The sequence below is a fragment of the Pseudomonas sp. PB106 genome (assembly GCF_009764645.1).
GTDB lineage: Bacteria > Pseudomonadota > Gammaproteobacteria > Pseudomonadales > Pseudomonadaceae > Aquipseudomonas.
In genome coordinates this window covers 22,872-47,400 of the sequence record NZ_RWIM01000115.1, presented here as the reverse complement: position 1 = coordinate 47,400, position 24,529 = coordinate 22,872, and the positions used below count along the sequence as shown (strand labels likewise).

At 56.2% G+C, this 24,529-nt stretch carries 20 protein-coding genes; 2 read left to right on the top strand and 18 right to left on the bottom strand.

Going from position 1 to position 24,529, the window contains the following annotated elements; genetic code table 11:
• Position 1: 1 nt before the first annotated feature.
• Together EJA71_RS15180 and EJA71_RS27850 are read left to right on the top strand one after the other, a co-directional pair.
• Positions 2 to 1,288: an NAD(P)/FAD-dependent oxidoreductase gene (locus tag EJA71_RS15180; protein ID WP_158958136.1), complete on the top strand. Its 1,287-nt coding sequence runs from the start codon at positions 2 to 4 to the stop codon at positions 1,286 to 1,288.
• Positions 1,285 to 1,701 carry a GtrA family protein gene (locus tag EJA71_RS27850; RefSeq protein WP_158958134.1) on the top strand — a complete coding sequence of 139 codons (417 nt, stop codon included), beginning with the start codon at positions 1,285 to 1,287 and terminating at the stop codon, positions 1,699 to 1,701. Before EJA71_RS15180 ends, EJA71_RS27850 begins: the two co-directional genes overlap by 4 nt.
• Positions 1,702 to 1,894: 193 nt before the next feature.
• Here the strand turns inward: EJA71_RS27850 and EJA71_RS15170 are convergent, their stop codons facing one another.
• The 18 genes from EJA71_RS15170 to hisC form a co-directional block, all read right to left on the bottom strand.
• Positions 1,895 to 3,889: a nucleoside-diphosphate sugar epimerase/dehydratase gene (locus EJA71_RS15170; protein WP_158958131.1), complete on the bottom strand. Its 1,995-nt coding sequence runs from the start codon at positions 3,887 to 3,889 to the stop codon at positions 1,895 to 1,897.
• A gap of 287 nt (positions 3,890 to 4,176) precedes the next feature.
• Positions 4,177 to 7,827 carry a glycosyltransferase gene (locus EJA71_RS15165; RefSeq protein ID WP_158958129.1) on the bottom strand — a complete coding sequence of 1,217 codons (3,651 nt, stop codon included), beginning with the start codon at positions 7,825 to 7,827 and terminating at the stop codon, positions 4,177 to 4,179.
• Between the two features lie 213 nt (positions 7,828 to 8,040).
• On the bottom strand, positions 8,041 to 9,300 hold the full coding sequence (locus tag EJA71_RS15160; protein WP_158958127.1) for an ABC transporter ATP-binding protein: 1,260 nt from the start codon (positions 9,298 to 9,300) through the stop codon (positions 8,041 to 8,043).
• The gene (locus EJA71_RS15155; RefSeq protein ID WP_256671756.1) at positions 9,300 to 10,046 is read right to left on the bottom strand and encodes an ABC transporter permease; all 747 of its coding nucleotides are present in this window, start codon (positions 10,044 to 10,046) and stop codon (positions 9,300 to 9,302) included. The genes EJA71_RS15160 and EJA71_RS15155 overlap by 1 nt, the downstream gene beginning before the upstream one ends.
• Positions 10,047 to 10,159: 113 nt before the next feature.
• Positions 10,160 to 11,230: an acyltransferase gene (locus EJA71_RS15150; RefSeq protein WP_256671755.1), complete on the bottom strand. Its 1,071-nt coding sequence runs from the start codon at positions 11,228 to 11,230 to the stop codon at positions 10,160 to 10,162.
• A 213-nt stretch (positions 11,231 to 11,443) separates the two neighbouring features.
• Positions 11,444 to 12,469, bottom strand: a complete 1,026-nt coding sequence (locus EJA71_RS15145) for a glycosyltransferase family 4 protein (protein ID WP_158958121.1) — start codon at positions 12,467 to 12,469, stop codon at positions 11,444 to 11,446.
• Complete coding sequence (locus EJA71_RS15140; protein ID WP_158958119.1) at positions 12,466 to 13,425, bottom strand: SDR family oxidoreductase; 960 nt, start codon at positions 13,423 to 13,425, stop codon at positions 12,466 to 12,468. The genes EJA71_RS15145 and EJA71_RS15140 overlap by 4 nt, the downstream gene beginning before the upstream one ends.
• Complete coding sequence (locus EJA71_RS15135; protein ID WP_158958117.1) at positions 13,422 to 14,345, bottom strand: glycosyltransferase; 924 nt, start codon at positions 14,343 to 14,345, stop codon at positions 13,422 to 13,424. The genes EJA71_RS15140 and EJA71_RS15135 overlap by 4 nt, the downstream gene beginning before the upstream one ends.
• A 48-nt stretch (positions 14,346 to 14,393) precedes the next feature.
• Positions 14,394 to 15,284, bottom strand: coding sequence for a glucose-1-phosphate thymidylyltransferase RfbA (rfbA, locus tag EJA71_RS15130; RefSeq protein ID WP_158958115.1), 891 nt, complete (start codon positions 15,282 to 15,284; stop codon positions 14,394 to 14,396).
• Positions 15,281 to 16,174 (bottom strand): dTDP-4-dehydrorhamnose reductase, encoded by an 894-nt coding sequence (gene rfbD, locus EJA71_RS15125; RefSeq protein ID WP_158958174.1) that lies wholly within the window; start codon positions 16,172 to 16,174, stop codon positions 15,281 to 15,283. Before rfbD ends, rfbA begins: the two co-directional genes overlap by 4 nt.
• Positions 16,171 to 17,247: a dTDP-glucose 4,6-dehydratase gene (gene rfbB, locus EJA71_RS15120; RefSeq protein ID WP_178113701.1), complete on the bottom strand. Its 1,077-nt coding sequence runs from the start codon at positions 17,245 to 17,247 to the stop codon at positions 16,171 to 16,173. Before rfbB ends, rfbD begins: the two co-directional genes overlap by 4 nt.
• A 225-nt stretch (positions 17,248 to 17,472) precedes the next feature.
• Complete coding sequence (locus EJA71_RS15115; protein ID WP_158958111.1) at positions 17,473 to 17,712, bottom strand: LapA family protein; 240 nt, start codon at positions 17,710 to 17,712, stop codon at positions 17,473 to 17,475.
• A 30-nt stretch (positions 17,713 to 17,742) separates the two neighbouring features.
• On the bottom strand, positions 17,743 to 18,039 hold the full coding sequence (gene ihfB, locus EJA71_RS15110; RefSeq protein WP_003189779.1) for an integration host factor subunit beta: 297 nt from the start codon (positions 18,037 to 18,039) through the stop codon (positions 17,743 to 17,745).
• Positions 18,040 to 18,189: 150 nt separating this feature from the next.
• A complete protein-coding gene (locus EJA71_RS15105; protein WP_158958109.1) occupies positions 18,190 to 18,468 on the bottom strand; it encodes a hypothetical protein in 279 nt (92 codons plus the stop codon).
• Positions 18,469 to 18,683: 215 nt separating this feature from the next.
• On the bottom strand, positions 18,684 to 20,369 hold the full coding sequence (gene rpsA, locus EJA71_RS15100; RefSeq protein WP_007963626.1) for a 30S ribosomal protein S1: 1,686 nt from the start codon (positions 20,367 to 20,369) through the stop codon (positions 18,684 to 18,686).
• Between the two features lie 119 nt (positions 20,370 to 20,488).
• On the bottom strand, positions 20,489 to 21,178 hold the full coding sequence (cmk, locus tag EJA71_RS15095) for a (d)CMP kinase (RefSeq protein WP_158958107.1): 690 nt from the start codon (positions 21,176 to 21,178) through the stop codon (positions 20,489 to 20,491).
• Positions 21,175 to 23,382 (bottom strand): bifunctional prephenate dehydrogenase/3-phosphoshikimate 1-carboxyvinyltransferase, encoded by a 2,208-nt coding sequence (locus EJA71_RS15090; RefSeq protein WP_256671757.1) that lies wholly within the window; start codon positions 23,380 to 23,382, stop codon positions 21,175 to 21,177. The genes cmk and EJA71_RS15090 overlap by 4 nt, the downstream gene beginning before the upstream one ends.
• A gap of 28 nt (positions 23,383 to 23,410) precedes the next feature.
• The gene (hisC, locus tag EJA71_RS15085) at positions 23,411 to 24,523 is read right to left on the bottom strand and encodes a histidinol-phosphate transaminase (protein WP_158958103.1); all 1,113 of its coding nucleotides are present in this window, start codon (positions 24,521 to 24,523) and stop codon (positions 23,411 to 23,413) included.
• Positions 24,524 to 24,529: the final 6 nt, after the last annotated feature.

The window sequence follows — 24,529 nt, the reverse complement described above, 5'->3', positions numbered from 1 at the left end:
AATGGGACAGCGAATCGCCGTGTTAGGCGCAGGACCGATGGGATTGGCAGTTGCCTACCAGTTAGCCAAAGATGGTCACACTCCCGTAGTGTTCGAGGCTGATGACCGCATAGGCGGCATGACTGCATCCTTTGATTTTTCGGGCTTGAGCATCGAGCGCTATTATCATTTTCACTGCACTTCGGATTCTGACTTTCTTGGCGTCCTGGATGAGCTTGGCCTGGCGGAAAGAATGCGCTGGGTAGAAACCAAAATGGGCTATTGGTACCAAGGCCAGTTACAGCCTTGGGGCAACCCATTCGCGCTATTGAAATTCAAAGGCCTGAGTTTACAGGCGAAGTTCCGCTACGGACTTTTTGCGTTCCTGTGCACTAAACGCAACGATTGGAAGCCCCTGGACTCTGTGGAGGCGACGGGGTGGATTCGTCGATGGGTTGGCGCAGAAGCATGGGAAGTGCTATGGCGTCGATTGTTCGACTATAAGTTTTATGAGTACGGTAGCAACTTGTCTGCTGCTTGGATCTGGAGCAGGATTCGCCGCATCGGCAGATCGCGCTATAACCTCTTCAAGGAAAAGCTGGGCTATTTGGAAGGTGGATCTCAAACACTGCTGAATGCACTCAAAGACCGCATTGAGTTACTGGGCGGCGAGTTCAAGTTAAAATCCCCGGCAGAACGCGTAGTCATTGAGAACGGCACAGTAAAGGGATTGCAAGTGGCGGGCGAGTTTATTGACTTCGACAAAGTCGTCAGTACCGTTCCCCTGCCTTACGTGCCAAAACTTATCCCAGACTTGCCGGAGAACATTCTTAACCAGTTCAAGGCATTGAAAAACATTGCCGTAGTTTGCATCATCGTCAAGATGAAAAAACCGTTGACCGAAAACTTCTGGCTCAATACTAATGATCCAGACATGGACATACCGGGACTCGTCGAGTACAGCAACCTACGGCCTATGGATCAATCCATTGTTTACATTCCTTTCTACCTTCCGGGCGAGCATCCGAAGTTCCAGGACTCGGACGAAACCTTCTTCGAGAAGGTCCGGATGTATCTGAAAAAAATAAATCCTGCGCTGACGGACGATGACATCATTGAGTTACGTGCCAGCCGGTACCGTTACGCTCAGCCAATCTGCGATCCCGACTACCTGGACAAACTCCCTCCGGCCTCGTTGCCCGTTGAAGGCCTTTGGGTTGCGGACACCTCCTACTACTACCCGGAGGACAGAGGAATCTCCGAAAGTATCGGGTTCGGCAGAAAATTAGCAAAACAGGCGATCCGATGATCAGGTATCTTTTTACCCGACAGTTCCTTGAATTCGCGGCGGCGGGAGGTTTCGCCGCGTTCTTGAATTGGCTCTCCCGAATAATGTTCAGTTTCTGGATGCCGTTCTCATGGGCTATCGTTTTTGCCTACATGGTAGGTATGGCGACAGCCTTTACATTGAACCGGGTATTCATATTCAAAAACTCCGAAAAAACCGCAATGCAACAGGCAAGAGGCTTCATTTTCATGAACCTGCTGTCATTCCCGATTGTATGGTTTTCGGCAATCTATATAAATTCTGGACTTCTGAGTCTGGGCCTCCGCTCCTATACCGAGGCCTTTGCTCACGCGATTGCGGTAACGCTACCGACTATTACGACATTCCTTTTTTATAAGATATTTGCCTTCAGAGACATACCCGAAAAAAAGTGACAACAAAGCGCAGCCCAGACTGCGCTTGCCTTCCTTTTTGATCGACTCACGCGCTCCCAGGTCCAGTTCTGGCCCTCGGATTCTTTACTATCTGGCTTAATGGCAGACAAGGCGAGAAAAAGCCGGTTTTCTACCGGCTTTGTTGAACCACAGATAGATTATTTGGGACGAGTTCTATGCCAGCAGATCAAGATCAAGGCTCCAGGCGACGCTGCTGGTAGATCCAGTCAACAATCTCGCCATCAGGGGTATACCCGCTCACGGTCTCTCGTAGAAGTTGCCGCACACGGGAGTAGTCATCTTCGTCGACTGCTTCGAGCAGTTCGTGCAATCGCCCCTTCAACACATCCCATGACAGATGATCTTCGTTTGCAGTCATGATCATCGGATGAGGAGTGGCGGCAACATTGTCACCGATCAAGAGCTCTTCGTAGAGTTTCTCCCCGGGACGCAACCCAGTGAACTCGATAGAGATATCGCCCTGGGGATTGCGTTCAGAACGAATGCTCAATCCCGATAAGTGGATCATTTTCTCTGCCAGTTCAACGATTTTCACCGGCTCGCCCATGTCCAGTACAAATACGTCACCGCCCTGCCCCATCGAGCCGGCCTGAATGACCAACTGCGCGGCTTCGGGAATGGTCATGAAATACCGGGTTATCTTCGGGTGCGTGACGGTCAGCGGCCCGCCGGTCTTGATCTGGCTATGAAACAACGGAATCACCGAACCGGAAGAGCCCAGCACATTGCCGAATCGAACCATGGTGAAACGTGTTTTGTTCACCCGTGAAACATTGGCCTTGTCACCGAACAATACTGGCGCCACCTCCCGGCTGAGGGCTTGCAGCGTCAACTCTGCCAGCCGTTTGGTACTGCCCATGACATTGGTCGGGCGCACTGCTTTGTCGGTGGAGATCAGGACGAAATTCGACACACCTGCCTGCAACGCAGCCTGGGCGGTGTTCAACGTTCCGATGACGTTGTTCAACACACCCTCGGCGATGTTGTGTTCAACCATCGGCACATGTTTGTAGGCCGCCGCGTGGTAAACCGTATCGACCTTCCAGGTTTTCATCACATCCAGCAATTTGTCCTGATGGCGGATCGAACCAAGGATCGGCAAAAGGCGAATCGACAACGACTCCCGAATTCCGCGCTGTTCCAGTTCCGACAGAATGCTGTAGAGGTTGAATTCACTGTGCTCGAACAGGATCAGTGTGGTCGGGGCCATTGCAAAAATCTGCCGGCAGAGTTCCGAGCCGATCGAACCGCCAGCACCGGTGACCATCACCGTCTTGCCTTTGATGCAGCGCTCCAACAAGTCAGGCTGTGCCGGGACCGAATCGCGCCCGAGAAGATCGGCGATATCGACTTCCTGAATGTCCTCGACCCTGACCCGGCCACTGGCCAGGTCCGTGAAGTTGGGCACACTGCGCACGTGCAGCGGGAATCCTTCGAGAAGATTGAGAATCTCCCGGCGCCGGGCACGGGTCGAGGATGGCAATGCCAGGAGAATTTCCTGCGCCCCCGTCACATCAATCATTTGCTGAATATGTTTAGGTTTATAAACCTGAAGACCGGAAATCGAGCGATCCGAGATCCCTGGATCATCGTCGATGAAGGCAACCGGACGCATCACGCGCCCCATGCGCAATGCTGCCACCAGTTGATTGCCAGCCACGCCGGCGCCATAGATGGCCACTTTGGTCAAACCATCATCGCGACTGGTAAACGGAACATGTTGCGCTGCGGTAAACCAGTCGCCCATGAAGTACTGACGCATGCACAGGCGCAAACCGCCAATAATGACGAGACTCAACCACCAGTAATTGAAAATGATCGAACGCGGCACGACGGCTTCGTGGTTGCTGTACCAATAGACAACCAGCGCCAATACCAGAGATGAAAGACTGACCGCTTTGATAATCGCGACGAGGGCGTCATTGCCGAAATAACGCATGACCGCACGATACATGCCGAATCGCACAAACAGCGGGATGGCGACGCAAGGAGCGCAGACAAACAGCCACAGATGAACTTTGAATGGGTTGACCATTTCGTCCACACCCAGCCGCACCACGAAAGCCATCCACAAGGCCGCCCAAACAAGGAAGATGTCCGTGATAACTTGCAGCATTCTCTTTTGCCGACGCGGCAGCCCCAGCAAAAACAGCCTCATCCTGCCCATATTGATATCTAGCACCTACGAGAACTCCCTTCAGCGGGCAACAAGATCCGGACGAATCTTACCTTCGTCCCCCCACACTTTAAACCTAACCGGCATGGCTTGGGCGTGGTTACGACAATGAATACGATGTTCCGACGAAGCGGCCCGACTTCCAATCCCGGAAAAAAACCGGAAAACCCGCAATTCGAGGTTAACGCTTCAAGCCCGTTCGTCCACAGAGACCGCGAAAAAAAAGAGCCATATTCAAATGGCTCTTTTTCCGTCAATGATCAATTTGCGATCAGTGTTCAGTTTAACGGCTGGTAACTTTCGCAGGACTTTGCTGCTCTGTCCTTGGCCAGGTTGTAAGCCTCATGCAACAACTTGTGGCGTTCCAGACGTACATTCGGGTCAGCCGGAGTACGGAACAAGGAAGTGGTTTTGGCCACATACGTGAAGGTATTTCCATAACCATATCTGAGCCACAGGTTCCAATCTTCCAGATTGCTCATGTCGGTCTCGAAACCACCCCGTTGCAAGTACAGCGCGCGTTGGAAGAGCAATGATTGAATCGGGATGAAGTTGTGATCCAGCAGAATATCGTAGTCGTACTCGTGCTTGTAGTACGAAGGCGTCTCATGGCTGACCTCGGTGTAACGGCCGTCCGCTGCAGTATGGGTACCGACTTCCATGGCCAGCGAGTAAGCCGCCACCGACTCAGGGTTTTTCGCCAGGGCCGCGACCAGCACTTCGACGTGATCGGAGAACAACAGATCATCGTCGTCCAGGAACATGCAATAAGTGCCGCGAGCCATTTCGAGACCGTGGTTACCCGTCACGGAGCGGCCAACCTTGTCCATTCCGTAAAAGCGGATCGGGCGACCTTCCACAGACTGGTACTCGGCCACCAGGTCCTTCATGGTTTCACCACCATCCTCGACGACCACCAGCTCCACGTTCGGGTAGGTCTGATTGAGTACGGAGATGATCGCTTGCCGCAGGAAATCATTTCGGTTGCGGTAGGTGCGGGTGACGATCGTCACCAGCGGCGCTTCGGCCAGTGGTTCGCCTATGGTCCAGAACGCACCGTCACGGATCATCTCATAGTCAAAACCACGGAAAGGGAAGCTCGCCTCCTGGCTGGAGCCTTTGCCCGAAAGAAAGTGCGGGGCCTTGCGCAGCAGCTTGCCGACGTTGCCAAACAGGTCACGACGCGCTCCCGCATACACTTCAGGACGGAACAACAGAGCCGTTTGCAGCACTAGTGCACCAAGCTTGTCGGTGAAGTCGCCATAACGCAGGCGCAAGTAAGCGTTGGCCAGGGTGCTGCCGGTAAACTGAATAGGCTTTACATGGTTTTCGTGTTCATACGTGTAGTGATACACCACCGCAGACGGGCAGTATTTCAACTGATAACCGTAGGAACGGAACCGGTAGGACAACTCGACATCTTCGCCGTACATGAAAATTTCATGCTCGTACCCACCCACTTTGGCATACGCAGAACGTCGAACCAGAATGCAGGCGTGGGAAGACCAGTTGGTCTCGTGGGTTACCGGATCATAATATTTCGGATGTTCGTACGGGGCCTGGCGCAATTCCCATGAAGCCACAGCGCCGGAGGTGTCCGCGTGAGCGGCTGCCACCACCCGCGAGACCGAGTCAGGTGCGAAGACAATGTCGATGTTGCTGATCAGTACGAATTCCGAATGCCCGGTCTTGATTGCCCGGTCGTGCCCCAGCCCGAATCCGACGTTCTCGCCCTGAATGATTTCAAAGCCCGCCAGTTCAGCGCCCAGCCGGGTTTTCCAACGCTGCAGGTCCTCAACGGTGCTGTCCTTGGAGCCATTGTCGACAAAGCACAGGTTCAGTTTTTCCAGCGGATAGTCCTGCGCCTGTAAAGACGCGAAGAACCCGTCGGCCCACTTGCTGCTGTTGTAGGTCACGATCGAGACATCGACCACTGGCTGTACGTCGAACACCGAAATACTCGGCGCGTAACCAAAGCGTCGATCGGCGATGCTCTGAACGGCCTTGAGATTGTTCCGGGAATTGATCGCGCGCATCACTTTGGCTCGCGCCGCAGTCGTGAAACTGCGCAGGCGCATGCGCACGCCGATCAGAAATGGCAGCTTCTGATAAACCGGCCGCAACACGGCACGCGGATTCGAAAGAAGGCTACGAAGCTTCCAGTAGAGCCGGAACAATACCCGCATTCCCCAGCGCACAGGGCGGGTCATGCGCCAGGATTTAGAGGTATAGACGCTTTGCAGATCCTGCTTGAGCGCCGCGATCTCAAGTTGCAGTTGCTCCTGCTCCACCAGCAGGCGGTTTTGAATCTGGACCAGCTCATCGTTGTCTTGCAGATACCGGTCATCCAACACTGCTGTGAGCTTGTCGTTCACATCCGAGAGTTGATCCTTGGTCAAAAGCAGTTCTTCCCTAACAGTTGAAAGCTCGTTTATCGAGGCCAGATAAATATCATTGATTGAGACCAACTCATCCTGGGCTTCCTGAATTTTTCCTTCCAGCCAGGCGATATAGGATTGCTGGCGGTAACTTTCCAGATCCGGATCAAAGCCGTTTCGCACGGGATGGACGGGCATGGTGCGGGCCAATCGCGCGAGGTGCGCCGACGGCTCGCCGAACTGCGCCTCGCTCAAGAAGTAGCGTGACTGGGCAAAATCTAGAACCTGCGCCCGCAACGCCACCGAGCACGGCGCTAGCGCACCGTGCGCTTGCCACAACGGCAGAAGGTCCTGCGGCTGCTCGACGTCAATGGTCAGCCCTGTCCCCCAGAAAGGCGCCTTGCCCAACGCGTATACGGTCTTGCCGGCAAGAGCCGCTTCGAAACCGGCCGAAGAATTGAGGGTAAACACCACATCGGCGCCGGCAATCAGATCGGCAATGCTGTCTTCCTTGCCTGCCACCTGAACGTGCTCCGGCAAATCCGGAACGTCATCCAGTGGATGAGGTTTGACGATCACTGTGAAGGGTGCGCCTTCAATGGCTGCGAGCACATGCCCGACGTACTCTGCCATGCTGGCGAACGGCGAGCCCATGATGACATTGGAGTCGTCCTGGACCTGCAGCAGGATCAACACCGTCGGGGTCTTGCTCTCCCCTTTAAAGCGATAGCACTCTTCCATCTGCGCAAGTCTTGCCATTGCGACATCTGTCGGCAGAGCGGCTGACTGCTGCTGGTACTTGGCGAACTCGGCGCTGAAGCCGCTGCGTACGTTCACACCACGGACGTCCGAGTAATAAGCCATCGGATTAGGTGCGCGCAACATCCCCAATTCATTGAAGATCAGCGGAATGGCCTTCGACACACACACTGTCTCGAGGCTGCCGTCATGGTTCCAGCTGAACACCAGATCAGGCTCGATATTATCGATCAGGGACGCTACGAACCGGTCATGAAACGCCAGGGGCTTGCCATTGAGCAAGCACTTCCAGTCGCTGAACCAGTCTGGGTTGCCCGGTTGCGGATATTCACAATCGTAAGTGGCCGGGCTGATCCAGGCATGCCTGAAATCGGGATACTCGTTTTTCAGCTGGTCGGAGCCGACGAAAAAGCACTCCCAGCCTTCCTCAGCGAACTTGTTGGCCAGAGGCAGATAGACATCGACAATACTGCTGAACAGCGTCGGACGCTCGCGCAAGACTAACGGCAACGTATAAAAAACCACACGTTTGTATTTACGCGCAGCCACTTTGACAGCCGGATCCCCCGCCGCAATGCTTTGCGCCGGCACGTTGAATTTCACCACCGAGTTTGCGGCAATGATCGAGCCGCTGCCGACGTCAGCGCCGGCCAGCACCGATGCGTTGGCGCCAATCCAGACGTCGTCACCGATGTTCACGTTGGCCAAACGCAGTCCCTGATCCTTGATGGGCGCATGCAAGTCATATCGGTGGGTCGATGAGGTGATGGACACATTGGGAGCAATCAACACATCTTTGCCGATGGTGACCTTGCCACTGCCGTTGATCCACGTTCCGTAATTGACCACCGTACCCGAAGCGATGCTCAGATAGCCGCCAGCACCGCACTCGATGACGACGTTGTCGCGCAGTTGAACCCCGTCCTCGATGATACATTCAGCGGTGCCGTCGACATGAAATTTGACGGTGTCTGCAACAACCGCATTACCGATCTTAAGCATGATTCAAGCGACCTTCACAACGTTGACTGTTGACGGGCAATAAGCGACTCCCACGATCTGACGCCCACCCGAGACGCTGATTTTGCGCATCGGCCAACGTTGATCCAGTTCAACACGCTCGCCGTCCAGACTGGCCATCCCGATAAACAGGAAATATTCCCCAGGCGCGACATTGAGCGGGAAGGAAAAGCTGATTTTGTAGGCGCCGGCGTCAAGATCGAACTTGCACCCGGCCAGCAACGTGTTGTCCCCCGCGACGTCGACACCCTTGGCGTCGCGCAACGAGTAGCCCATGACCACCTCCTTGAGCGCCGTGGCGGACTGCACATAGCAATGCATATTGACGTCTTCGGTGGGTTCGAAATGATTGGTCTGCGTGCCGTCGGCACTGTAGAAATCCACGGCATTGATTTTCGCTGCGCCGGAACCGAATCGAACTTCCGAGATGTCACCCAGCTCCTTGTCGTAGGACATGTCGAGGTGCTGTTCCTCTACCGCTGGTGCTGCCACGGCACTGCTGTTACGCACCTTCTTTTCATAATTCTTGGTCGCGGTCAGAACATCGGTGCTGTAGTCGATGATCTGGCCGTTCTGCATCACGATGACCGCCTGGCAAAAACGAATGACCGATTGGGTGTCGTGCGAGACGAACAGGATCGTGGTGCCGCGCTCCTGCATGTGCTTCATCTTGAGCATGCACTTGAGCTGAAAACCGGCATCGCCCACGCTCAGCGCTTCGTCCACGATCAGAACGTCAGGCTCGACGTTGATCGCCACGGAAAACGCCAGACGCGCGAACATCCCGCTGCTGTACATCCGCACCGGCTGATTGACGAAATCGCCGATGTCCGCGAACTCCAGGATGGCCGCAATACGGGTTTGCATTTCGGCATGGGAGTACCCCATCAGGGACCCCTGGAAATAAATGTTTTCAACGCCGGTGTAATCCGGGTTGAAGCCGGCACCCAACTCCAACAGTGAGGCGACCCGCCCCACCACGGTGACCTCGCCACTGGATGGCGTCAGTACCCCGGTGAGGATTTTCAGCAGGGTGCTTTTACCGGCACCGTTCTTGCCCAAAATCCCGACGGTCTGGCCTTTCTCGACAGAGAAGGAAACATCGGTCAACGCGTGAAAATCATGGTGACGGTGCTTGCCGAATAGCGAAAGAGCTTCGACCAGCCTGTCAACCGGCTTGTTGTAAAGCCGATACACCTTGCTGACATTACGGACGCTGATTGCGCTCTCATTCACTGCATTCATTACAAAACATCCGCAAAGTGGGGTCTTAATTTTTTGAATGTGCGCCAGCCCACCAGCGCGAGGACAATCATTACGCCCCAAAAAATCAGGGTTTGCGTGGGGCGTTCCCAGAACCAGATTCCGCGAATCAGCGAATCCCTGAAGCCTTCGACGATATAGGTAAACGGGTTCAGTCGCAGATAGGAAGCTGCACGGCCGCTGATGGCATCAATGTCCCAGAACACCGGGGTCAGCCAAAAGCCGAATTGGGTAGCCATCGCTACCAATTGACTCAGGTCTGGGAAGAAAATCACCACCGAACTGGTAATCCAGGCTATCGCCAGCAACAACATGAACAGGCAAACGACGTAATACCCAACCTGTAACCAGTAGAGGTTTGGTTCGTAGCCGTAGATGACGAACAGCAGCAGCAGGATGAAGACAAAGAACGCGTGAACGAGTACTGCTGAAGTGAGCTTGACCAGTGGCAACAAGGAAACCTTGAAGACGATCTTCTTCACCAGGAAGCTGTTTTCCTTGACGGCCGTGCAACCGGAATTCAGCGCCTCTACCGTGAAGAACCAGGGCACCAGCCCGCACACCAGCCACAGGACGAAAGGAAAGTCCCCGTGAGGCGCTGCCTTGAAGCCGAACTGAAACACGAACCACAGGATCAATGTGGTTGCGCAAGGCTGGATGAAGACCCACAAAAAGCCAAGGTAGTTGGTCAGGTAACGGGCGCGTAGATCATTGGAGACCAGGCTCAACAGAATCCTGCGATCCGCCAGCATTCCTCTGAGCCAACTCATCGCACATCTCCACGCGTCACAATCGCATTCACTACCGCTTTAAAACTACCGCACGACATCTTGAATTCCATTTAACGATCCGGGCTCATCGACTTGAGATTTTCACCGGCTTGCGGAACGAACACCGGTTTGGCTTCTACGATCCCGGCCTGAGCCCTGGACTTGTCCTTGGGTTTGAATTTCAGCACGCGTTTTTCAACCAGATGCCAGGAGGCGTAACCGAGCACCAACGTGATGGCCACGGTAACGAACAGGTAAACGGGATATGAGATTTCCGGAAACTTGAGCAGAACGAACTGCTGCACCGGAAAGGCGTAGATGTAAACACCGTAGGAACAGTCGCCCACACGATTGACCCAACTGCCCAATCGACTGCTCGACAGTCCGTAGGCCAGCACCACATAAGGCAACGTGAGCCAAAGCAGAATCTTGGAAACCGGGGCATAGGGCGCCAAAACAATGGTCGCCATGATCAATACGCAAACACCCGAGAGGCTGAACCAGCGTTCAAGTCGCCATTTGGCATAGCAGGCGCCGATCATGAAGTAGATGCCGGTGAGGAAGATATTACGCACATCGGTGCCATAGATCACCACCAACGGGGCATCGCGCCAGCACCAGAAAATCACCGTAAGGGCAAAAAGTGCTGTTACCGCTGTATAAATCCAGCGCCCGCCCTTGAAGAGCAGACCCAGGCTCATGACCACCAGGTACATGAAGAATTCGACGGGCAGGCTCCACAACGAACCGTTGACGGCGTTGGGTACCCTTGCATGCTCAAGTACGCCCGGCAGATAAAACACCGGGCTCAGAATGACGTTTTTCAGATAGGACCAGAACTGCGGATGCGAGAAATATTCGCCAACTGACAGTGTGGTAAAGATTGGCCCGAGAATGAACATGCTGATCAGAACAACCACGATCAGCGCTGGAAAGATCCGCAAGGAGCGCTTGATCAAGAAGTTGCCGGCCGACGGCGTGAAATCCCAGCTCTTGACGATCAGATAGCCACTGATAATGAAGAATATCTCGATGCCCAGGCCGCCATAGGACGCGAGCCCGAGGAAACCGGCCGGTGCATTGCCGTAGAACGCAAAGGAGTGTGCGTAAAGAACCATCAGCGCAGCAATCAGCCGAAGCAAGTTTAAATTATTATCCTTATGCTGCATGTAATACCGCTCCAACACTGATTGAACTGATGAAAATTACTGACTGGGTTGTTACGAAAGAAACCGGATGCGGACGCACACTTCGCCACTCACGATTCCCGACAACTGCGTTCTCGACAAGTGCCGGGCGCGCGGGGTCGCGAATCATAGCATTATCCGATACAGGCTCCCACGCCTGGCCAAGCCTCAAGAGATTGACGGCACTTCCCGTGTACCGGCCTTGAACCTCGCGGCCAACCACAGCAACGGAACGTAAGCGACGATCAGTCCGACGACGCCCGGCACTATGCCTAGAGCCACCACCACTGCCCATGGCAATAACCAGAAAACATTCAGCCCGACCACTGCAAGGGTCACGCCCTTGTGGCTTTTGAACTGTCGGGATGCGTACTGATAGGCGTGACTGCGATGGGCCTGATAGACCTTGTCACCATTGAGCAGGCGTCGGCACAGCGTCCAGGTGGCATCGACCACAAAGGCGCCAAGCAGTATGGTCCAGCTCCATAACAGCTGCGGCGAACGGGTCGCCGCCTCCAGCGACAGAATGCCCAGCGCAATACCCAGGAAACCGCTGCCGGCATCCCCCATGAAGATCCGTGCCGGTGGATAGTTCCAGCACAGAAAACCGGCAACAGCCGCACTCAGCGCCAGCACGCCCCAGACAGGCTCGACCTGGCCCACGAGACCATAAATCAATGCGCTTCCCAGGCACGCACAAAGCGCCTCGGCACTGGCCAAGCCATCGATGCCATCCATGAAGTTATAAAGATTGAGCATCCACACCAGGTACACCGCTGCAAGAGCATGGCCTACCCAGCCGAGATCGAGCGTGCCATTGAGCAAGGCGATCGGGGTCAGCCCATCGAGCCAGAACAACGCCCAGATGGCCGCCGCGAAATGCCCGAGCAGGCGCCATCTCGCCGCGATATGGCCGTGATCATCGGCAAATCCGATCAACGCCACCAACAAGCCGCTGCCCGACAGCGCGAACAACGCCGGGCGATCGATCAGCCCAAGCCATCCCAGAACAGGCAAGGCCAGCAAGAAACCGACAACGATCGCCACACCGCCACCACGAGGCGTCGGCACGGAATGCGAGCTGCGCTCATTGGGGATGTCCATCAGGCTTTTGGAAAGCGCGTAGTGGCGCACTCCCCAAGTCAACGCCCAGGACAGCAGGAATATCGAAAGAAGCAACCCACCAGCAATCATGACTTTTGCGTATCCAGAAAATGGCCAGCAGTACGACGCATGGCAGTGTCCACATCAATCGGCGGCACCCAACCAAGCATCTCGCGGTTCTTGCTGATATCGACCTGCAACGATTCGCAGACTCGCTGAGCCACTGCACGCTTGCCGGCGGCAGCCGCGCAGATCAGTAGCAGTTTCGAAGGAACGGGCAGCAAGCGCGCTTTTTTCCCCAACGCCGAAGCCAAGCGGCGCAACAGGCGAGGTGTCGACAGATCATCGCCGTCGCTGACCAGAAAGGTTTGCCCTGCCGCTGCCGGGTGCTCCAGACAGGTTTCGATGAAATCGACGAGGTTGCCGATCGCGACCATGCTGCGCTGGTTGCCAATAGCGCCCAACGGCAACACCAGGCCTTTATCGAGCCACTTGAGCAAGCTGAGAAAGTTGGCCTTTACGCCCGGCCCATACACCAGTGGCGGGCGAATGATCACGATCTCCATACCGGTTTCGCTGCCGAGCAGGTGCAGCGCCTGCTCTGCCTCATGCTTGGAGATCCCGTAAGGATCTTGCGGGGCCGGCACATCATGCGCGGTGAAAGGATGCCCGACAGGAGTGCTTTCGCCATTCACCTTGATTGAGCTGATAAACACGAAGCGCTTGACCCCGACCTGCGCTGCCGAGCGTGCCAATTGCAGTGTGCCATCGACATTCACGCGTCGAAATTCGGCCAGTGCATCGTCTGCCGTCTCGCGCATGACATGCACCCGGGCCGCCGCGTGCACGACAATCTGCACGCCGGCCAACTGCCCGGCCGAACTTGCACCCATTTCGAACCGCGCAACAGGACACAAACCCAGCAGACGGCTGGCGCCACGAACCGCCGCGACAGGCGCATACTTCCGCCCGAGCAGCAAACGCAAGACCAGCGCCTCACCGACGAACCCGCTCGCCCCGGTCACCCACACTTTGGGCGCCGTCATTGGGCCGTTTTCCCGACAAGGGCGGTCGCCCAACAGATCAGGAAAAACAAGGCACGATCTCTGACTCGACGACGGCAGCGCCACGCCGAGAACGACAGCCTGATCAGTTGCAATCGACGCAATGCAAGCCAGGACTCGACGAATGGATTGCCCGCCTGCCCGGTCAAACGCGCGATTAAAGCCACTTGGGTGAACCACCAGCCATCGTGAATGGTTTTATAGCGGGCAATCATCGGACTAAGGCCCGTGTTCGCCCCGACCTGATTACTTTCGTGCTGCCGATAGTCCATCGAAGGACGGGGATCGATATACCAGCGAAAGCCGTGGCTGCGGGCGAAGGCATAACAGTACCAGTCGTGCAGGCTGACATTTTGCAGCTCATCCCATTGTGCCAACATCGACTGTTTCATCGCCTGCACCAATGGCGTGCTCAGCACATAGGTACAGCCCGGCCCGGCAGCCTCGAACAGGAAATCCCAGTGTGTCTGCGGCTGTGCCTTGTGCAACAGTTGAGTCCTGCCGTTCTCCCAGAACGCCGTCACATTGCTGGAACACGCATCGACACCGCGCTCGCAAATCGAAGTGATGGCTCGCTGCAGTTTGTCCGCATGCCAGACGTCGTCCTGATCCGCAAAGGAGACGTAGTCATACGCCTGCAAATCGACATCGCGGATCAATCGAAAAAAGTTGCGCGAGGCGCCACCAAAACGAATACCCGAAGGCAAAAGGAAGACATTTGGATGGCTAGCGGCAAAATCCGCGCACCAAGCTTCGGTACCATCGGAAGAGGCATCAACGCTGATGTGTACAGTGACGTGCACCGCCGATTGACCGAGGATCGAAGACAACTGCTCTTCGATCCACTGCATTCCGTTGTAGGCAGCCAGCAAAACTGCAACCCGGGGAGTTGTTACTGGCATTCCATTCCTGCTTGCACGGTTCTGACAAATTGGGCGAGACAACGGGTTTCAGCGAGTGCTGGAATCCAGGAGTTTCTGCAGATACTGGCCATAGCCGGTTTTCTTCAGGCTGTCGGCCTGTTTTGCCAACTGTTCGGCGTCAATCCAGCCATTATTGAAGGCAATCTCTTCCAGGCAAGCCACCTTCAAGCCTTGACGCTGCTCGATGGTGTGCACGAAGTGACTGGCTTCCAGCAGCGAATCGTGGGTACCGGTATCGAGCCAGGCAAATCCACGTCCAAGCATTTCGACATTCAGCGACTTCTGCGCCAGGTAAGCCTGATTGACGTCAGTGATTTCCAGCTCGCCGCGTGGAGAAGGCTTGATGTTCTTGGCAATATCGACCACTTGGTTGTCGTAGAAATACAACCCGGTCACCGCATAATTGGACTTCGGCTTCAGCGGTTTCTCTTCAATGCTCAGCGCCCGGCCCGTGGCATCGAACTCGACCACGCCGAAACGCTCGGGATCGGAAACGTGGTAACCGAACACCGTGGCGCCTTGCACCTGCTGGGTCGCCGCACGCAAATTGTCGGAGAAATGCTGACCGTAGAAGATGTTGTCGCCCAGAATCAGGCAGCATGGATCTTTACCGATGAACTCTTCACCGATGATAAAGGCTTGCGCCAGACCATCCGGGCTCGGCTGCTCGGCGTAGGTGAGCTTGATCCCATAAACACTGCCATCGCCCAGCAACTTGCGGAAGCAAGGCAAATCTTCCGGGGTGGAAATGATCAGGATTTCGCGCATGCCGGCCAGCATCAACACCGACAGCGGATAAAAGATCATCGGCTTGTCGTAGATCGGCAACATCTGCTTCGACACACCCAGTGTCAGTGGGTGAAGACGAGTACCCGAACCACCCGCGAGGATGATGCCTTTACGATTTGTCGTGGTCATTTATTCAGAACTTCCCTAAGCATTCGGGTTACACCACTTTGCCAATCCGGCAAGTGTAGAGAAAAATTGTCGCGCAGCTTCCGAGTATTCAAACGTGAGTTCGAAGGACGACGAGCGGGCGTTGGATAAGCGCTTGTTTCGATCGGATTGACCGCCGTTACGGCAAGAATCTCGCCATTGGCTTTGGCAAAATCGATCACATGGTTTGCGTAGCCGTGCCAGGACACCTCACCGGCAGCGGCCAAATGATAAAGACCCGACAACTGCGGCCGCTGAACCGCCAGACGAATTGCCAATGCGCTGACGTCCGCGATCAGCTCCGCCCCGGTAGGCGCGCCGATCTGATCGGCAATCACGCTCAGGCTCTCGCGATCCTTGGCCAGGCGCAGCATGGTCTTGGCAAAATTGTTGCCTCGGGCGGCGTACACCCAACTGGTGCGGAAAATCAGATGGCGGCAGCCTGAGGCGATGATCGCCTGCTCGCCCGCCAGCTTGCTTGCGCCGTAAAAGTTGACCGGCGCAACCGGATCTTCCTCCTGCCAGGCTGTAGTGCCCTGCCCGCTGAAAACGTAATCGGTCGAATAATGCACCAGCCACGCGCCAAGCGAGGCCGCTTCCTCTGCCATGACACGACTGGCCTGCTCGTTGATACGCGTCGCCAGTTCGGTGTCGGACTCGGCTTTATCAACTGCGGTATAGGCAGCGGCATTGACGATGACATCCGGCGCCACTTGGCGAATGGTCGCCCGTAACCCCTCAAGGTCGGCGAGATCACCGCACAAGCCATTAACGCTATGACGATCCAGTGCAACCAGTTCGCCCAGCGGCGCCAGAGCACGCTGCAGCTCCCAACCGACCTGACCGTTTTTTCCCAGCAAAAGGATTTTCATGCCTTGCCCGAGCGATCCGCATAGTTCTGGTCGATCCACTGCTGGTAGCTGCCGCTCTTCACGTGAGCTACCCACTCGGTGTTGGTCAGATACCATTCGACCGTTTTGCGAATACCAGTCTCGAAGGTTTCTTCCGGCGACCAGCCCAGTTCCCGCTGGATCTTGCTGGCGTCGATCGCGTAACGCTGATCGTGACCAGGACGATCCTGAACATAGGTGATCAGATTGGCATGGGGGCGGTGCGCGGAGTCCGGACGCAACTCATCGAGCAGTGCACACAATGTCTGCACGACTTCGATGTTTTGTTTTTCGTTATGGCCACCGATGTTGTAAGTCTCACCGATCACACCTTCGGTCACGACTTTGTACAGGGCGCGCGCGTGATCCTCAACATACAGCCAGTCGCGAACCTGATCGCCCTTGCCATAGACTGGCAGAGGCTTGCCTTCCAGCGCATTGAGAATGATCAGCGGGATCAACTTCTCCGGGAAGTGGCACGGGCCGTAGTTGTTGGAGCAATTGGTGACCAGCGTCGGCAGGCCGTAGGTGCGCGCCCAGGCACGCACCAGATGATCGGAACTGGCCTTGCTGGCCGAATATGGCGAGCTTGGCTGATACGGCGTGGTTTCGGTAAACAGATCTTCCGGACCTTCGAGGTCCCCATACACTTCGTCGGTAGATATGTGATGGAAGCGGAAGGCTGCCTTGCGCGCGTCATCGAGCTTAGCCCAATAATGACGCGCCGCTTCCAGCAGCGTGTACGTGCCGATGATGTTGGTCTGGATGAATTCAGACGGACCGGAGATAGAACGGTCGACATGCGATTCGGCGGCCAGGTGCATGATGGCGTCGGGCTGGTGCTCACGCAGAACGCGGTCGATCTCGCCACGATCACAAATATCGACACGCTCGAACGCATAGCGCGGGTTCCGGCTGACCTCGGCCAGCGACTCAGGGTTACCGGCATATGTCAGCTTATCGACATTAACGATCGCATCAGTCGTATTGGAGATGATGTGACGAATGACTGCGGAGCCAATAAACCCGGCGCCGCCGGTGACGAGAATTTTCACGCGAAACCTTACCCTTGAGCTGCTGGCAACGCACCTATTGAGCGTTGCCATGATCCATGAATGTAAAAGCCTGATGATGAGGCTCTTATCAGAGTCAATCCAGAGCGATGTGGGAAAAGGCCACTATCGAACAAGGGCAGTATTTTACAGCTTAATGAACGTTTTACTAATGGATATGAACAAGCTGCAGCGCAAATACGATGGATGCCCTGTCGACGCTGGTCATCAAGCCAGACGCTTGCGCGATGCCCGGGACGAGCGTCCCAGAAACCAGCCCAGCACCGGGCCGATCAACATGCCAGCCAGCAGCGCCAGAACCGTTACCACCGACACAGGCAACTGAGGTCCGGCCCAGCCGAGAAACAACAACGAGACGGTTTGCTGATTTTCGAGAACGAAGGCGAGTATCGCCAACACCAATAAAAGAATAAAAACGCCAAGAAGTATGCGTTTGAGATTACGCATGAACGTCTCCCTGATAGTCAGCAGCGAGGATCAAACGCCCTCCTCCTCTTCCTCATTAACACGATCACGCAACTCTTTGCCCGGCTTGAAATGCGGGACAAATTTACCGTCAAGGCTAACGGACTGGCCAGTCTTTGGATTGCGACCAACGCGCGGTGCACGGTAGTGCAGAGAGAAGCTGCCAAACCCGCGGATCTCGATGCGATCACCGGTGGCCAGACATTGGGACATTTGTTCAAGCATGGTCTTGATGGCCAGCTCCACATCCTTGGATGAGAGCAGCCCTTGATGGGTGACAATTCGTTCGATCAACTCCGACTTCGTCATATTTTTCCCTTCTTTTTCAAGCAGCTAGATCAGCGCTTGAAAGGTTTTAGCACGCCCGGAAGATTTTGAACAGCCCAGGGATTGACATATCTTCCATAGCATCAGAACGCCCATTTTCAGGGCGTCATACCAAGCCGGGAGACCGCGGATCTAGCGGCACATCACCAGCATGGTGCGGGTCACGAAGCCTGCGGGATTAAAGCCAAATGGATAATCGTCTTCATCCTTGGCATCGTCAGAGCGCGTGATCACTCGATAACCTGAACCCTTGCATTCCTTCGCCGCGCGCTTTTCACATTTCCCCCAGCCGGACCCCAACCCCGAACAGTCGATCTCGATCCCACTGACACCGCGTATGGCATGTGTCTTGGCGCTCGTGGTACAGCCCGCCAGTGCAAGCACTGCAACGAGGACAATAAACTTGTTCATCCATTTCCTTATGCCAGGCCAAGCCCGGCGACTACGTACCTGAAATCAAGCTTAGTCGCGAATAGGCGATTGATCCGATTAAAGAAACAGACACCCCGGGAAATAGATTGGTTTCACCGCCCCCTCCCGTTTCAGCAAAACGGGAGGGCCGATCAGCAAATCGCGGGCACAAAAAAGGGCGACCGAAGTCGCCCTTTTTCATGATCAAGCAGAACTTAGTTCTGTTTGGCCATTGCTTGACGCAGCAGTGCAGCCATAGTGGTGTCAGCTGCTTCGCCTTCCGGAGCTGCTTTCAGGCTCTGGATGGCTTCTTTCTCTTCAGCATCGTCTTTCGATTTGATCGACAGCTGAATTACGCGGCTCTTACGATCAACGCTGATGATCTTGGCTTCTACTTCCTGGCCTTCTTTCAGAACGTTGCGCGCGTCTTCAACGCGGTCACGGCTGATTTCGGAGGCTTTCAGAGTCGCTTCGATATCGTCGGCCAGAACGATGATGGCGCCTTTGGCGTCAACTTCTTTCACGGTGCCAGTAACGATTGCGCCTTTGTCATTAACCGAGACGTACTCGGAGAACGGATCGCTTTCCAGTTGCTTGATACCCAGGGAGATACGCTCGCGCTCTGGGTCAACCGACAGGATAACGGTGTCCAGCTCGTCGCCCTTCTTGAAACGACGAACAGCTTCTTCGCCAACTTCGTTCCAGGAGATGTCGGACAGGTGAACCAGACCGTCGATGCCGCCGTCCAGACCAATGAAGATACCGAAATCGGTGATCGACTTGATGGTGCCGGAGATTTTATCGCCCTTGTTGAACTGGCCAGAGAAATCTTCCCATGGGTTAGATTTGCACTGCTTGATGCCCAGGGAGATACGACGACGCTCTTCGTCGATGTCCAGAACCATAACTTCCACTTCGTCGCCGACTTGTACGACTTTCGAAGGGTGGATGTTCTTGTTGGTCCAGTCCATTTCCGAAACGTGTACCAGACCTTCAACGCCTTCTTCCAGCTCAGCGAAGCAGCCGTAGTCGGTCAGGTTGGTTACACGAGCGGTAACGCGAGTGCTTTCTGGGTAACGGGCTTTGATAGCAACCCATGGATCTTCGCCCAGTTGCTTCAGGCCCAGGGAAACACGGTTGCGTTCGCGATCGTATTTCAGAACCTTAACGTCGATTTCGTCACCAACGTTGACGATCTCGGAAGGATGCTTGATGCGCTTCCAGGCCATGTCGGTGATGTGCAGCAGGCCGTCCACGCCACCCAGATCGACGAATGCGCCGTAATCGGTGAGGTTTTTGACGATACCTTTGACTTGCTGGCCTTCCTGCAAGGATTCCAGCAGAGCTTCACGCTCGGCGGAGTTCTCGGCTTCCAGGACGCTGCGACGGGAAACGACAACGTTGTTGCGCTTCTGGTCCAGCTTGATGACCTTGAATTCCAGCTCTTTGCCTTCCAGGTGCGTGGTGTCGCGCACTGGACGGACGTCAACCAGGGAACCTGGCAGGAACGCACGGATGCCGTTAACGTCGACAGTGAAGCCGCCTTTAACCTTACCGTTGATAACGCCCTTGACCACTTCCTCAGCTGCGAAGGCTGCTTCCAGAACGATCCAGCACTCAGCGCGCTTGGCTTTTTCACGGGACAGCTTGGTTTCACCAAAGCCGTCTTCAACCGAATCCAGAGCAACGTGAACTTCGTCACCGACATTGATAGTCAGATCGCCAGCGTCGTTGTAGAACTGCTCAAGCGGGATGAGTGCTTCAGACTTCAGGCCAGCGTGAACGGTTACCCAGCGAGCTTGGTAATCGATATCAACGATAACACCGGTGATGATGGAGCCTGCCTGAAGGTTCAGGGTTTTTAGGCTTTCTTCAAAGAGTTCCGCAAAGCTTTCGCTCATTTTAATTCCTGTAAATGAGGGCGAAGGATACGCCCATCTCCACACCCCAGACGGTGTGGGTTAGTTTCATTAAAAAGAAGCGCTGCAGGACTATGACTGGTCCCCTGCGGCCTTCTTGGTCACCCGGCGATATCGCGAATGGCGATCTCGCTCATGATGCGTTCAAGCACCTGATCGATGGACAACTCCGTGGAATCCAGCTGTATGGCGTCAGCCGCCGGCTTAAGCGGGGCTACCGCTCGCTGGGTGTCACGCTCATCGCGTGCACGGATCTCATCTAGCAGACTCGACAGACTAACACCCTCGACTTTGCCCTTCAACTGCAAATATCGACGGCGCGCCCGCTCCTCGGCACTGGCGGTCAGGAAAATCTTCAGCGGCGCATCGGGAAACACCACCGTACCCATGTCGCGACCATCCGCTACAAGACCCGGCGTTTCCTGGAAAGCACGCTGGCGTTGCAGCAGCGCCTCGCGCACGACGGGCAATGCAGCCACTTGCGACGCACCGGAGCCGACGCTTTCAGTGCGAATGACATCACTGACTTCATCGCCTTCCAGAATGATTCGCTGCAGCTGACCTTCGGTCGCCGCAATGAACTGAACATCCAGATGAGCGGCCAGTTTCTTCAGCAGCTCTTCATTGGTCAGGTCGACCCCATGATTGTGCGCAGCGAACGCCAACAAACGGTAAAGCGCACCGGAATCCAGCAGGTTCCAGCCCAGACGCTTGGCCAGAATCCCGGCTACGGTGCCTTTGCCCGAGCCGCTTGGCCCATCAATGGTGATGACCGGTGCAATGTTCTTCACGACTGAGCCTCTTGTGCCACACGAATGCCGACCTGCCCGCACAGCGCGAGGAAGTTCGGGAACGATGTCGCGACGTTGGCGCAATCATGGATGCGGATCGGTGCAGTGGCGCGCAACGAGGCAACGCTGAAGGCCATCGCGATACGGTGATCGCCGTGACCGTGCACTTCGCCGCCGCCAATCTGGCCGCCGTCGATGATGATGCCGTCCGGAGTCGGTTCGCACTTGACGCCCAGCGCCAGCAAACCATCCGCCATGACCTGGATACGATCCGATTCCTTGACGCGCAGTTCTTCAGCGCCGGTCAACACAGTGCGCCCTTCGGCACAGGCAGCAGCGACGAACAATACCGGAAACTCGTCGATGGCCAGCGGAACCAGCTCCTCGGGAATCTCGATACCCTTGAGTTTAGCTGCTCGCACGCGCAGGTCAGCCACCGGCTCGCCGCCGACTTCACGCTGGTTTTCCAGAGTGATGTCCGCGCCCATCAGACGCAGGATGTCGATGACGCCGGTACGGGTCGGGTTGATGCCGACGTGCTCAAGCACCAGCTCCGAACCTTCGGCGATCGATGCCGCCACCAGGAAGAACGCCGAGGACGAGATATCACCCGGGACTTCGATGTGAGTGGCGGTCAGCTTACCGCCGGATTCAACCGAAGCCGTAGCCCCTTCAACGCTGACCGGGTAGCCGAAGCCACGCAGCATGCGCTCGGTGTGGTCACGAGTCGGCGCCGGCTCGGTCACGGTGGTTTTGCCTTCAGCGTACAGACCGGCGAGCAGCAGGCAGGATTTCACCTGAGCACTGGCCATCGGCATGGTGTAGGTCAGGCCTTTGAGCGTGTGGCCGCCGCGAATGGTCATCGGTGGACGACCTTCAGCAGCGGTTTCAATCACGGCGCCCATTTCGCGTAGCGGATTGGCCACGCGATTCATTGGACGCTTGGACAGCGAGGCATCGCCAGTCAAGACGCTGTCGAAGTTTTGCGCCGCCAGCAGGCCGGACAGCAGACGCATCGAAGTGCCGGAGTTGCCCAGATAGATCGGGCCCGGCGCCGGCTTCAGGCCATGCAGGCCGACACCGTGGATGGTTACACGGCCGTGGTGCGGGCCTTCGATGACCACGCCCATGTCGCGGAACGCCTGCAAGGTCGCCAGGGCGTCTTCACCCTCAAGGAAGCCTTCGACTTCGGTGACGCCTTCGGCCAGCGAGCCGAGCATGATCGAACGGTGGGAAATGGATTTGTCGCCCGGTACGCGAATCCGACCGGACAGGCGGCCACCAGGTTGAGCCAGGAAGATCAGATCGTTGGAATTCATAGCGTCCACATAGGCCCTGCGGGCCAGGATTTTACTGAAATGCTCGCGGGCAACCCGGGCGCGAGTGAAAACGCCCAACAATTGGTGCCCATCCCCTGCATCGACCGCGTCGCGCAAGGCGTCGAGGTCGCTGCGAAATGTATCGAGTGTGCGCAGGACAGCCTCGCGGTTGGCGAGGAAGATGTCGTGCCACATCACCGGGTCGCTTCCGGCGATTCTTGTGAAATCGCGAAAACCACCCGCAGCGTAACGGAAGATCTCAAGGTTTTCATTGCGCTTGGCCAACGAGTCGACCAGACCAAAGGCCAGCAAGTGCGGCAGATGACTGGTCGCAGCCAGCACTTCGTCGTGACGCTCGACCTGCATGTGCTCGACGTCAGCGCCCAATTCGCGCCACAGACGATCAACCACTGCCAGGGCGGCCGGATCGGTTTGCTCAAGCGGCGTGAGAATCACCTTGTGACGACGGAACAGCTCGGCATTGGAAGCTTCCACCCCACTCTGCTCGGAACCGGCGATCGGATGCCCCGGCACAAAGCGCACCGGCATCCCGCCAAACGCCTCCGTCGCCGCACGCACCACATTGCCTTTGGCGCTGCCGACATCAGTCAGAATTGCCGAGCCCAGATCCATACTCGCTAACCGCGCGAGCACTTTTTCCATGGCCAGGATCGGCACGGCCAGTTGAATCACGTCAGCGCCCTGGCATGCGACAGCCAGGTCATCCTCACAACGATCAACCACACCCAACTCGACCGCAAGCTTGCGCGATTGCGGATCGAGATCGACCCCGACCACTTCGCGGCACACGCCACTTTCACGCAAGCCTTTGGCAAACGAACCACCGATCAACCCCAGACCGACCACCACAAGGCGACCGATCATAGGTGCAGCAGGTTGCAGCGCAGTGACATCAACCACGAGCCAGAACCTTACGCAGCGCTTCAAGGAAGCGGCTGTTTTCCGCCGGCAGACCAATGGTCACCCGCAGGTGATCCGGCATGCCGTAATTGGCCACCGGACGCACGATCACGCCTTCGCGCAGCAAGCCCTGGAACACCGGGGCCGCGACCTGTCCGAGATCGACGCAGATAAAGTTGCCTTTCGATTCGATCCAGCTCAGGCCCAGCTCACGAAAACCGGCCTGCAATTGCTGCATGCCCGCTTCATTGAGTTGACGGCTTTGCGCCAGATATTCCTCATCCTTCAGCGCCGCACACGCCGCCGCCAAAGCGAGGCTGTTGACGTTGAATGGCTGGCGAACCCGGTTCAGCACATCTGCCACAACCGGAGTCGACAGGCCATAGCCAACGCGCAATGCCGCCAGACCATAGGCCTTGGAGAACGTGCGCGAGACCAACAGATTCGGGTAAGCGGCGAGGAAGTCCAGACCGTCCGGCAGATCGCTGCCTTCGGCGTACTCGATGTAAGCCTCGTCCAGAACCACCAGCACGTGCTCCGGAACATCCTGCAGGAACTCATCCAGCGCTTCAGCGCCGAACCAGGTACCGGTCGGGTTGTTTGGGTTGGCAATGAATACCACGCGGGTGTTGGCATCGATGGCCGCGAGCATTGCCGGCAGGTCATGCCCCCAATCCTTGGCCGGCACCACTTTGGCTTGCGCGCCGACAGCCTGAGTGGCGATCGGGTATACCGCGAACGCGTGCTCGCTGAACACGGCATTCAGGCCCGGCGCCAGATAGGCGCGTGCGACCAGCTCAAGAATGTCGTTGGAGCCGTTGCCCAGTGTGACCTGGCTCAGCTCGACGCGGCATTGCTCGGCCAGCAGGGATTTCAGCGCGAAACCATTGCCATCCGGATAACGGGTCAGCTCAGCCAGCTCTTCGCGGATCGCCGCCAAGGCTTTCGGACTGGCGCCCAGCGGGTTTTCGTTACTGGCCAGTTTGACGATTTTTGCCGGATCCAGATCCAGCTCACGCGCCAGTTCGTCCACAGGCTTGCCCGGAACGTACGGCGAAAGTTGTTGCACGCCCGGCTGTGCCAGAGCGAGGAAATTGCCACTCATTTGCTA